This window comes from Coleofasciculus sp. E2-BRE-01, assembly GCF_040221695.1.
Lineage (GTDB): Bacteria > Cyanobacteriota > Cyanobacteriia > Cyanobacteriales > Coleofasciculaceae > Coleofasciculus.
The window spans coordinates 1-12,666 of the sequence record NZ_JAVKEA010000053.1; the positions used below are offsets into that span (position 1 = coordinate 1).

Annotated in this window: 6 protein-coding genes; 5 read left to right on the top strand and 1 reads right to left on the bottom strand. The window is 44.2% G+C overall.

The features are described from left to right. Window positions 1-115: 115 nt before the first annotated feature. On the bottom strand, window positions 116-3,823 hold the full coding sequence (locus tag RIG66_RS06130) for a caspase family protein (RefSeq protein WP_446376194.1): 3,708 nt from the start codon (window positions 3,821-3,823) through the stop codon (window positions 116-118). Between the two features lie 670 nt (window positions 3,824-4,493). Here RIG66_RS06130 and RIG66_RS06135 point away from each other — a divergent pair. The 5 genes from RIG66_RS06135 to RIG66_RS06155 all read left to right on the top strand — a co-directional run bounded on the left by RIG66_RS06135 (window position 4,494) and on the right by RIG66_RS06155 (window position 12,552). Then, window positions 4,494-4,652, top strand: a complete 159-nt coding sequence (locus RIG66_RS06135; protein WP_446376196.1) for a LysM peptidoglycan-binding domain-containing protein — start codon at window positions 4,494-4,496, stop codon at window positions 4,650-4,652. 88 nt (window positions 4,653-4,740) lie between these two features. Then, window positions 4,741-5,151 carry a CAP domain-containing protein gene (locus RIG66_RS06140; RefSeq protein ID WP_446376198.1) on the top strand — a complete coding sequence of 137 codons (411 nt, stop codon included), beginning with the start codon at window positions 4,741-4,743 and terminating at the stop codon, window positions 5,149-5,151. Between the two features lie 89 nt (window positions 5,152-5,240). Then, window positions 5,241-9,125, top strand: a complete 3,885-nt coding sequence (locus RIG66_RS06145; protein WP_446376200.1) for a glycosyl hydrolase family 18 protein — start codon at window positions 5,241-5,243, stop codon at window positions 9,123-9,125. Window positions 9,126-9,530: 405 nt separating this feature from the next. Next, window positions 9,531-11,423, top strand: coding sequence for a LodA/GoxA family CTQ-dependent oxidase (locus RIG66_RS06150; RefSeq protein WP_446376202.1), 1,893 nt, complete (start codon window positions 9,531-9,533; stop codon window positions 11,421-11,423). Beyond that, a complete protein-coding gene (locus tag RIG66_RS06155; RefSeq protein WP_446376204.1) occupies window positions 11,410-12,552 on the top strand; it encodes an NAD(P)/FAD-dependent oxidoreductase in 1,143 nt (380 codons plus the stop codon). Before RIG66_RS06150 ends, RIG66_RS06155 begins: the two co-directional genes overlap by 14 nt. The last annotated feature ends 114 nt before the right edge of the window (window positions 12,553-12,666 follow it).

A 12,666-nucleotide genomic window follows, 5' to 3' on the forward strand; every position in this document is an offset into this window, starting at 1 on the left:
CTGCATTTTTCTCGGTTTTTAGAGCAACTTGTAATTTTTCTTTTTGAGCGGGTTTCAAATAATTTTTGGCTGGCATATTTTTTTCGTTTTTCGGATTTCCTATTTTAATTATACCCTATTTAAATGCCGAACAGCTTACCACATAAGTTGTGTCAAACCATTTCGTGGTTCGAGTCTCATGATTTGAGTTAGATTGAGGCGAAGCTAAAGTCGGTTCTGGGGATGATGAAGGTGGCGTTTGGGAGCCATTGGTAAAGACGGCACTATTCTGATCTGTAGAAGTGCTTGAATGAGGGGTGTTTTTTGTTGGTGTATTCCTTGAAGCTTTGCTCGTCGGCTGTGTGCCAGTTTTTCCAGAGGATACTGGGGAAGGATTGGGCTTAGGTTTTGGGGGAGAAGAGGAACCGCTAGGGGGTAAGGGTTCAGGCGGATAGCCAAAGGCACGAGCAACTGCGTTGGCGATCGCATATAGTCCTTCCTTTCGTCGGAAGTAGGAAAGATGATCGCAGGCGATCGTATCTAAAACATTAACCGTGAAAGAGCCATCTTGCGGCACATCGATCATGCTACTCACAGCGACAGCAATATCGTTTTCTTCCTCTCCAAAGGGAAGTTCAACCGCTCGACGCATCTTGCTCTTGAGTACATCCAACAACTGTTTCACCTCAGAGGCTTGATCCATGAGTGCAGTGCTTCCCGCAATGATGCTGTAGGGACACTTGGAACCAGAAGAGGCTTTGAGTTCATCTAGAAATGAAGATTTAGTGGCGTGCATTTCCCGCAGCGTTACGCTCATGGCTTCAACCGATTTTTCCAGTAACGAAGGGACAAGGGGCACCAAAGAGAGATTCAAACCAAAAGATAGTAGAGTGGTGGCTAAGTCATGCACTGTTGCCCATGGAGAACCGCCATTAGGAGTACCAACCATGATTAAATGACTGACCACTTCATTTCCGCCATGGTGTTCAATGAAACGTCGGGATACCAAACCGCCCATTGAGTGCGCCAAAATAAGCAGCGTTTTACCATGCTGTGGTTCAAGCCCAACCGCAGCCAGTTGCCGTTTGAGTTCCCTGGCGGTGTCTTCGATGGATGTGTTCAAGCTTTCGTAGTCAAACGCCAACACCAGGTCATACAATTCCTCCAAGGATTTAACCTGCCCATTCGCATTTACTTTGGCGTAGCGCCCGCTCGGAATCATGCTCTCTGTGTCGCCAATGATGCCGTGAATGTAGAGAACAATATTGTTGGCTTTAGCCACAGCTGTTTTAACGGTGTCCACATCTTCTTTGTCGGTGTAGCTAACCGTGCCATCCCCATTCAGGGTTGCTTGTCTCAGCCAAGCATAGGAAGACGTTTGACCCACATTGTCCAATACAACCTTGCGAAAACACAGTTGAATCGCTTGACGGAGTTCGCGTTCATCAGCATTCAGCCGTTGGGAGTCGCAGAGGCGTTCAATCTTAATCTCAGTCTTACCCTTTTCTGCCTGCCCAACCCCTAACGGCAAGTAAAACTGACCATCGTGAGCTACAGCAAGCACCCGCTCATTCGGCTGTAAGGGGCGATCGACTGAGATAATCATGGGTGAGTCTGGTTTGACGGCATCGAGCGTTGATGGGTTGACCTCCAACTCCAGGACACTCGCGTCTTGACGCACACTACGACTTGTTGAGAACTGAAACGCTTCTGTATGATCCAGAAGGGCAGGCAACGCCATGCTACTCAGACTACGACTTGTGGATGAAGGCGTTTTGAGACGGGCAGAAGCTTGTAGCTCAGGTGGTGTCATAACACAGACACCAGGAGAGAGAACTGTTTCAGTTTGTGGAGTCAGTTCCACACTATCTGCTCTAACCGTTGTCAGAGTGATCTGCTTCGTCATCCAGTCAGCGACGGGTGGATCGGTGAGCATTTGTCGAGACTTTTGATCCGCACGTAACAAACTATTTTGCTCAAACTGGGAAAGAGTTGTGAACGCTTCCGTACTGACAATCAGTTTGAGAACGTCCTGATATTCTGTCAAGCCTTGGTTTATGACTTCTTTTGGCATCCCGAAGGGGATATCCTCACTCCAATTGACTCCAGAGCGTCTCTGCGCTTGATACGCTTGTCCTGGGTTAAGGCAAATCCATATCCTGTCGCCCCCTTCAGGAAAGACCTTGAGAATTCCCACCGAATAGTCGTCTGCAACATCCAAGATGGCACAATAAAGGGGTTGGTCTAGTTGTTGCTCTAAGGTGTTTTTGAGCTTCAACCGAATACTTGCCCCATGTTCTATCTGTAGCTCAGAATTGGTATAAACCTTACCGTTATGAGTGATTTCAATCTCAATTGCATTCTTGGGAATGCTGGAATTGGGGTTCTCTAGTTGCCGTATTTTTGTCCAGCGGGCAATATGTTCTACCTGCTTGACGGCTTTATTCACGTCATATTCGCCATTGGCTTCAATCGGAACGACCAGCAAGCGATCGCTAGTATCGGTGATTTCAAACCGCTGTTCCCGTGCGTAGAGGCGGTACTGGTGAGGTTTGCTGCGATCGCGCTCTATTCCTACAACTAACGAATCGGTAAGCTTTTCTTCTACTTGCGCTAATGCTGTTGCATCACCTTTCAAATAAAAGCGTACAGGGGACAGAGGTCGCTTTATTAAAACGGCTTTGTAATCAGAATCTTTGGGAAGTTCAGCCTCAGAGAAGAACGTTACCGCACTTTCTTCCATGCGAACGGCGGTAATTCTCACGTCACGCAGTTTCCTGGACTTATCTTTCATCGCATCAAACGTGCAGTTGTTTGGATAAACAGCCAGTTCACAGTCTTCTTGCAGGAATTGGGATATCCCCCCAGTAACAATCCATTCTGCGGATTGACAATCTTGTATTTCGTGGCGATAGATAAGATTAAAATATGGCTCTCGTGGTTTAATTACCTCTCGATCGCCCAAAAAAGCTATGCTGTTCAAATCCTCCTGGTAGCTCATACCAATGGGTTCAACTTGAGGGGTTTGATCTCGTCTGTGACCATGAACGTGACCTTTAACTTCATTGAGCAAATCATTGTAGGACAGTGTTGCATTGAGACTGTTTAACTCTTTGAGGAGAAAGTAAGAGAAAACCCCTCGAGTATTGCCATCAGAATCGGTCATTTCTTTTGCTGTCTCTGTATAGAGGCAAGCAGACATAAAGACGTGTTTCCCTTCAGGAAATTGACCCTTTTTGAGACCTTGTGCGATTTGAGAATCACCAGCAAAACAAAACTCGTTATACGCCCTCGGCAGACGGGTATCCGTAGAGAGACGGCGCACCCGCTCCTTGCGGTCAGTCTCTCTAGTACCAGAACTGGAGTGACAGCAATCGAACACCACCAAAATATGCGGTTCATTTTTTGCAACTTTGGCAATCAGATATCGCAACTCTTTGTCTGCTAAATCTCGGATTTGAGTGCCATCTTTGCTTATAGTTCGGCTGTCATAACAGACTATCGTCTCAAGCTTCTTTTTCCCTAGTTCCTTCTCATACTCCAAAGTATCAAATTCTAATCCTGCCAGTTCTTGCGATCCATGACCGCAGAAGTAGAACAGAACTACATCGTCTTTACCTGCTCGACAAAGGTGACTCTCAAACTTGCCAACCACAGCTTGTCGAGTTGCCTGTTCATCAATCAGCTTTTCGATGTGAGAATTATACTTTTTATGTAAGCGATTTTTTATAAATTTTTCGATCGCTGCGATATCGTTCACGCATCCATTCAATCTATCTCCAGGATGGGGATATCGATCGATACCGATAAGTAGTGCATAGAGGTTGCGGATCATTTTAATCATTTTAATTTGTCCTAATAAGCAATTCTATTGTCTTGTTTTTTTTGATTTTTACATTACACGTTCGGTAGAACCCATTTCCTTAGCTTCCGTTGGGGCTGTGTAGATCCGGGAGCTTTTATAAAAGCGTTAATACTGATAAAAAATACGTCTCATTCGCTATTATCTCGGCTTTTTGCCTGTGATTTTTTATTGGTCAAGGATGTACGGATACTTTATATTAACTTGACTAGGGGTCTATCGATCTCATAAAAACCCAACAAAAAAACTCATGATTTTGCTATATTTTTATATATTAGTTTTATGGGGTGTTGTTTTTCAGAATACCAATTATGATATATCCACAGTGTTTGTGGTAAGTAGTCGGACAAAAGAAAACAACACTGTACTAAGTTTTGCAAACAAGCCTCAAACCCTTACAAAGGACTTAGCTTGCTTCTCGCTCTCGCGAGTATGACAAATGACAAATGACGATTAAATTCTTTTCCGATGTGGATCTAAGTGTCTCTTAAATTATTGGCGTGATTGTTTATGAGTTTTTGTATGAGTTTTATAGGTTGTATTTTTTGAAAATACAAATCATAATAATGTACAGATTCAATTCACGAAATATTGGCAAACAAGCTTGTATAAGTTTCATAGCAAACCAAAGTATTAAAATTAAGGAGAAAAAATGGCTAAAACTCATACCGTAAAATCTGGTGACACATTATTCAAAATCGCTGAACAATACTATGGTGATGGTAATCAGTGGAACAAGATTGCATCTGCAAACGGCAATCTTGCACCTGAAAGTTTGAAAGTTGGTCAAAAAATCACTATTCCTGATTGATAATTTTAAAATAGGAAGGAAGCTAATTAAATAACCTTCCTATTTCCTCCAATTTAGTCAATTCTTGAGAATTCAAGAGAAGATATATATGGATCGCGCACACAGAGTTATTGAGCTAACAAACCAAGAACGAACAAAAAGAGGATTGCGAGCTTTGACATGGAATGAGCAACTGTTTAAGGCAGCTCAAAATCATTGCAAAAATATGGCAGAAGATGATTTTTTCAGCCATCAAGATCGATTTAACAGAGATCATAAAACTCCTGTTGAACGTGCAAATAACTATGGATACCCATCTTCATATGTCGGTGAGAATATTGCTGCTGGAAGTTCCACACCGGAAGAAGTAGTGAGGAATTGGATGGATAGTCCCAAGCATCGTGATAATATTCTTAATCCAAAGTATACCGAAATTGGAGTGGGTCATCACTATCTGGGAAATGATGGAGGCAAGGTTAACCATAAGCATTATTGGACGCAAGTCTTTGGAAAACGTTAATTCGTAAAAATCCAGCGAAACAAATGAGTAGAAAGCTAAACTAGCCAGCTTTTTACTCACACATTCAATCTGAAAGATGGAGAAAATAAATGGGACATTTAAGTGATTATCCAGACGTTCCTGACTGGAAAGAGAAACCCGAAGGATATAAAACTGGGGAAATGGTCAAATATCAAGGCAATATTTTCCAAGCGGCTTTTTGGGCTTCAAAACCAGGGGAAGGAGATCCTAATAAGAATGGATGGCGACTTTATGATGAGCTTTATGATGTAACGACTTCCAATACAACAGAACAAATTAATATCATTGGGTACATTCCTACCTGGAGAAAAGGAGAGGGTTTTGACTATAGCAATAGTGAAATCTATCAATACATCACTCATGGAATTATTGCTTTTATCATGTTTAGTGAAAGCAATCTGGGTGAGTTTGATGATAAAGCCTTGAGTGATGTCAATCTCGTCATTTCAGATGTTGTCACCGTTGGTCATGCAGTTGGCACAAAAATTTTAATTGCTCTAGGAGGAGCAACTGATTATGGTTTTCTCTATTTAATGGAAAGAATCGGCAATAATCCTTCAGATCCTCTTCTGAAGCAAACCGTTCAAAAAGTTGTTGATTTTGTACAATCGAACGATTTAGATGGGGTAGACTTAGACTTAGAATGTTGGTGGGATAAAAATGGCGATCCCGGCAAAGACCAAGGTGGTAGACAAAAAAGCGAGGGACCTCATCCAGCAGGGCGGGGTTTGACTGAGTTTGCCAAGCAGCTAAAACAAGCCATGCCAGATAAAATTGTTTCTGCTGCTGTGTTTGCAACCTCGTGGTACGGCAATAACTACGATCCAAAACTGGTAGATTATTTAGATTGGGTTGCAGTTATGACCTATGACCTGACAGGGTCTTGGAATGATTCTCCAGTAGGACCGCAAACCGCTCTTTATAAGATCCGTGAAGAGGAGCAAAAGTCTTATCTTGAAGAACAACAGGGAGAATGGCCTGGTGGCGGTTTTGTGGATAATCCAATTCTTTCTGTAGAAGATTCTCTTTGGTATTGGACAAATCCTTTCTTCACCAATTGGCAGGGAGAAGGACAAAAGTTACCAAGAAATAAACTTGCAGCAGGAGTCCCTATTTACGGATATGACTTTGCCTATGCCAAAGACCCAGACGCTCTGAGCGGTCAGGTTCCGCCGGGATATAAAAGTATAAGATACAAAGACCTTCTCAGTCAGTTTCCTGATGCTCACAATGCTGCGAATGCTAAAATCCAAGTTCCAGGAAGCACACCCAGACCAAATTTCCGCAGCAACCAGCCTGGAAGTTACCCCTACCAGCACAATATCTATTTTGAAACTCCGGCAACAGCAGTGGAAAAATTAAATTTCTTAAAAAGTGTGGGAGCGCAAGGGATAATTATTTGGGAACTTTCTAATGAGGTTTGGCAAGAAGGTAAAAGTATCGTTAAAGCACTTTACCAAAATTCAGGTAACCCCGAAAAAGAGAATACTATTGCTCTTCCTCTTACAGAAGAAATACGTGGGGAGAAACCTTCCGTTGCTTTAAACGATTATGATGTAGCAGTCAAAGTTTACGTGTATTACGATCCAACTCCGCCGAGCTTTGATGGACCTCCAAGGAAACCCAGTACTATACGTTACTGCTTCGGCAAAGTTAAAGGAGATACAATCAAATGGGGAGAAAGCAAAGACTTCCACATAGTGAACCCAGATGAAAACCCCGGGAGATTCCTTGCATACTCGGTTGGTATTAATAGGAATCAGATTATCTTAGTTCGTTGGTCTAATAAAGACAATAGTCTCTGGTACGATGCTAGAGAATATTCTGAACTCCTTCAAGACATACCTGATTTGATTGAAACAGGTATATCAGTGATTGAGGTGAAGCGTGATGCACCGAATAGCCCTTACGATTATGGTAACAACCCCTGCGTTGACATCAACAATAATGGAGTGATAGTTGATGTTCATGAGTCCGATAAGACTCTCTGGTATCGTGTTGGCTCCCGAATACCTTTTGCTGTTCCATCTCAATTCGCGATCGAATGGAGCGCCGAGAGCCACCAGTACGATAATGGTGGAGCTCCCTCAATTGCCATCAACGATAATAAAGTAGTTGTTGAAGTTCATCGCTCAGAACGACTTGATGACTTGAGTCTCTGGTATCACATCGGTAAAGTTAATGGGAACAGAATAGAATGGGGACAGAGCAAGCAGTACGCAAAAGAGGGTATTGCCCCTTCGGTTGCCATCAACAATAACGGGCTAGTAATAGTGGTTCACCACGATCTCTCTGGAACACTCTATTATCGCATAGGTAGAGTACAAGAGACAAAAGGTGAGATTGAATGGACAGAGGATTCAAGTACAAGATTGTTTGACGGGAAGGACGCTTCAGTTGCTTGTAACAACAAGTATGCCCTGATCTCTTATAATCCCGAAAAAGAGAAATTGGGAAAAATAAGAGATCACCTTTTGAGTTTACCAGACTCAGATATTCAGTGGATTGAAGCGCAAGGAGAAAATGCGTACTGCTACTATTTGCTTGATCGCAGCATTGCAGGAAACAAAGCAATCAATACAACAAAAACAATTAAAGTTGATGAAGGTACGCCCTATCTCAATGCTGTTCTGATGGAAAGTATTGATTCGAGCGCATTCCCCAGGGGAGCCGTATTAAAAGTAAAAGCACCCGATGGAACTGAGTATTCAAGGGAAACAAATAGCGAAGAGCTATTGGCGATCGAGTCTGGTTCATCGTTGAGAAGTCTTGTGGTTAAAAACCCCCTAGCAGGGCATTGGCAAATTACATTGCGAGTCCCGGAAGGAGTGGGCTTTTATTTCAAATTTTCAACACTTCCTTCTCAAAAAATCCGTGAAACTATCGAGAAGACTCTTCCTGATGCATTTGATACTGAGCATGGGCGTTTGCACAAACGCCAGGTGAATATAGGAGATAACAATCTTGTACAACAGTGTGCGCTTATAGCACCCTCAGTCTTGTTAACGTTTCGGAGAGAGCCAATTATTCGTCTCCAAGGATCAGTGGTTCAACAGCAAATTGAATCTCTCACTGGCATGACAGAACTCGACAATGTGGGAAATCCACGCGATGGTTCAGAGTTACTTTGGTATCAAGTCGTTAGCTCCCCAATTAGGGTTGTATTTTGGAATGTCCAGAGGATGTCGGGATCGCAACGGAATATGGCGCGATGGGATTATGTCTATAATCAGCATCTGCAAGTTTGGCTAGTTAGTCAGGACGCGCCAGACATCGTGTGTTTAGCTGAGGTTACTAACCGAGGGGAAGAACTTGCGACATCATTAAATAACGATCCTGTTTTGCGGCAGCGGGGTTATGTAGCGACTTTCGAGCCTGTAGATGCAGTACGAGGGTTGGGGCAAGGACCATGTAACTTTATAGTAATCCGACGGGTTGGGATAGGTGAACCTGTGCGGGTGGGAAGAAGTACAAGGAGACCAATGGTTCAAATCAGGGTGACTGCTCCAGGGCGGAATCGAGAGTTAAATATAGGCTTTGTCCACGTCACCGCCAACCCTCGCCAATCGCCAGAGGACATAATGGATGCGACGAACGAGATTGCACCTGAAATCGGCTCAGTAGTGCTGGGAGATATGAACTTTCGTGCTAATGAGCCGTTTGGTGTTTTGCGTCAAGGCCTTTTTGTGGACTATGGAGCAAGCCTTCAAGCGCGAGACTGGCGTAGGATAACCCCACCTTACAATACCTTCAGAGGAGAGGGCAATCGGCAAGATGGTTTTGATAATCCGTACACTCTCGATTATCTATGGTATCAAGCGGGTCAAATCGATACTACTATCGAGCAAGTTACATCCTACAGACCCAATCCGCTCAATATTGATTGGGGTATAGTCGATCATGCGCCCATAGCTTATACAATAGAATACATTGAAAGGAATGAGAATGCATGATCGGCGCGTTTGAACGAATATGTTCCAGGTGGCTCCCGGAAATTATAGAGGTCAAAAACCATTTCGATCTATTCAGAATTGGCTAAAAGTAGACCTCTTGAGCGCTAGCAATACTGGGAATCAACAATGTTAGACCTCTGCGGAATCACGAGAAAACTTTTACAAAGCCCGGAATTCTGCGTTTCTCGGAGTGGCGATCGCTAAAATTGAGATTGGCTCGAGGTTTCCCACTTTAGAAAATCCGAATTTTGCAAGAGGTCTATTCTTTAATTCCCTGCACCACCCTCCATAAGAGCAGATCGCTTTTGTAATACGGCTTGAATCCTTCTCGGTTTTGGTCTGCTCGACTCCTGGTCTAATAGACACTGGTTTTTTAGAATGATTAAGGAATCTACACTCAATTTTATGTCTCAAAATTCAAAAATTACCAAGTGCGCTATCTACCCCGCTATTGGTATTGCCCGAATTGGCAATGCGCCGGATGACTTCTATCTTGCTCCCGAAATTCCGGGCAAACCGACAGCAGTCGAAAATGGCTATAAAGATAGCAAAGGAAGAGTTAAAAAACAAGTCGCTCGTTTCCGCATCTATGGCTTAACAGAAGATGGAGAAGTTGCCAAGGAAATCACGGCGGACGAAGCCAAAATTGAATGGCGCGTCCATGTCGCCAACCGCAAAGCAGCTTGGTACAACTTTACCAATGCCCTAGACTTAGAAGGTTTAGCCATTCCACCGGAACCGAGAAATAAAAATATCAAAGGCGAAGAGCGGAAAAAACTGATTATTGACCCTGGTTCTCGCAGTATTTCCGGTCAAAATATTCAAGGTCAAGAGTATCACTTGACAGGAGGAATGTTTTTCGATAAAGAAGTACCTTTAGGAGAAATTCGCACTGACGAAAAAGGACGACTGTTGTTTTTCGGTGGTAATGGAAATTCAGCTTCTAAGGATGGAAAACCGGCTACGACTTTTGCTAACAATGAGGGTTGGCATGACGATACATCTGACGGTTCGGTGAGGGCTACAATCACATTGGGCGATATGACAATGGAGGCAGATCCCGCGATGGTTGTTGTCGCTCCGCCGAACTACGGGCAGGGTTTGTATAGTGTAGTAACTCTGTACGATGTGGTGGTAGACTTATTTTACCAGCAGCAGTGGTTAGAGAAACCCGATCGCCCTAATTTTTGGCAACATATTTACCCCATTTTCGAGCGCCTAACCCAGACTCAATGGGTGAACGAAGGGTTTTTCTTCCTGTTTGGTCATAATTCGCCTAGTGATTTTACGAATCCCGAACTGCGCGATAAACTTGCCGATCCTTCCGAGGCTTCTAAAGGCGATCGCGAACATTTATTTGACTGGTTTCGCCACCCTAATTCCGATATTCGCCAACCTGTAGAGATACCGCCATTTTATGGGGATGCTTTTAACGATTACCCAAACGATTCTCAAGTAGACCTCGCCGTTACCTCTACCCAATACTACTGGTTAGAACAGTGGAAAGAAGGCAACTTTAGTACCGAACAACCGACGACTTATTCATCTTTAGAAGAGATGCCCCCAAAGCTGCAAACCGAAGCCCTCAACCAAGCGGCTTTGGAAGAATGTTTGGGCGGACCGTTTCACCCCGGTATTGAACTCACTTGGACAATGCGAGTGGCTTCGATGTGGAAGGAGCCTTTTCGCTTAAATATTCTAGCAGAAGGAGAAGAACCGAAAGATAATTTTGGTTCCTATCTAACCCCTACAATTGCCTTTGGTTCTGACGGTCCTTTGCAGGCTAGCGGTCCAGGAACGTTGACGCGCTGGCTGGGAGTTCCTTGGCAAACCGATGAAGCAAGTTGCCTTTCGGGGTACGATCTCTCTACTTATTTATCGCTGCCTTCTTTTTGGGCAATCCGCGTTCCCAATCAGGTTTTGCCAGAAAAGAGTTATACTCGCTTGAAAGATTCCCAATTAAATATTGCCCAACGACTTAAACATTTTGATTACCGAAGAGGCTGGTTAAGAACCTTTAACCCTTGTTTTGAAAAGAGGATTAACCAAATGGTAGAGGAGTGGCACGAACTGGGAATCGTAGCAGAGTCCGAAGGGGTTGAAGATAATGAAGAAGGCTTTTTACCGAATCGCATCTGGGTGGAAAGCGATCGCGGTGCGTTTACTGGCATCGACCCCAGTTTCGAGCAGGTGAAACGGGCTGAAAACGCTGAGGAAGAAGCAGGAGGAAAACTAGCATCGGTTCCCGAAGAAAGACCCAAACGAGAAAGACCGATTTACGGACGTGGAGAATTATAAGCACTCACTCCCTGAATTTACCGAGGTAATCATTATCGGTGGCGGTCCGGCTGGGGCGGCTACCGCTTTGACGCTTGCTGCTAGAGGAATGGATTGCCTGGTGGTGGAGTCAGCCTCGGGGGTCAAGGCGAAAATTGGGGAAGTTCTTTCTCCGAATATGACACCGTTGCTTCGCCAAATGGGTTTGGATAAGCTAATCAATCGTTCTGTCCATCTTCCGGCTTATGGCAACCGTTTTATCTGGGGAAGTAACCAACCTTTTGACAAACTTTTTATCACCCAGACTAACCGTCAGGGTTGGCATCTTGACCGCAGGGATTTTGAACAAAAACTTTCTCAGTTTGCTAGGAAGCGGGGAGCAAAGTGGTTTAAGAATTGTAAGTTTCTTGATGCTCATGATCATCAAGGAGAATGGCAAGTTTCGCTGCACTATCAAGGTCAGAAACAGTCCATCAATGCTCAATTTTTAGTTGATGCAACGGGAAGAGGGGGGAGGTTGACTCGTCGCCTCGGCATACCCAGAAACTTTGGCGATCGCCTGTTGGGTTTGGCTGGTTACTTTTCGTTAGCAAAAACTGAGCATATTCCTCATTTTACTCACATAGAAGCTGTACCCAATGGTTGGTGGTATGCCGCACTGCTGACCGATAAACGTTTAGTTACGGTGTTTATGACGGATGCCGATCTTTGCCATCCATCCATGCAGAAAATCGAGGGATACTGGCAAAAGATTCAACAAACACAGCTTATTAAAACCCTTTTTCCTGGTGACTTCCTCCCTCCAGTTGATGACGGTATCCGCGTCAAACCCGCACAGACATCTTGCCTGATTTCGCCTGTGGGAGACAATTGGCTGGCTGTGGGCGATGCTGCCTTTGCCTATGACCCAATTTCCTCTTACGGCATCGGTTCTGCCCTAGGAGGCGGCTACTATGCAGGTAACGCGATCGCTGATTATTTAAACAAGCGTCCAGAAGCCTTGCCAGCGTATCAAATGGTAACAGAAGGCGCTTTTGCTCACTATCTCTCTATGCTACGATACCAATATTTACAAGAGCAGCGCTGGCACAACAGTCTTTTCTGGAGTCGCAGACATCAGGACGATGTAAGAATTCAGGTCTGTGTTTAGCTCATCAATTAGCCTGGGTGTACGAGCCTTTCCAAAGTAACGTGGGAAAGGAAATTCAGTCACATCGGCGAGTGCGCCCAGGCTCTTTTCCCCAAATAGGTCTTGCCTGAGACA

Excerpts from the sequence above, each read along its gene's own strand:
- RIG66_RS06150 (WP_446376202.1), top strand. The coding sequence starts at position 9,531 with ATGTCTCAAAATTCAAAAATTACCAAGTGCGCTATCTACCCCGCTATT.
- RIG66_RS06145 (WP_446376200.1), top strand. The coding sequence starts at position 5,241 with ATGGGACATTTAAGTGATTATCCAGACGTTCCTGACTGGAAAGAGAAA.
- RIG66_RS06135 (WP_446376196.1), top strand. The coding sequence starts at position 4,494 with ATGGCTAAAACTCATACCGTAAAATCTGGTGACACATTATTCAAAATC.
- RIG66_RS06130 (WP_446376194.1), bottom strand. The coding sequence starts at position 3,823 with ATGATTAAAATGATCCGCAACCTCTATGCACTACTTATCGGTATCGAT.
- RIG66_RS06140 (WP_446376198.1), top strand. The coding sequence starts at position 4,741 with ATGGATCGCGCACACAGAGTTATTGAGCTAACAAACCAAGAACGAACA.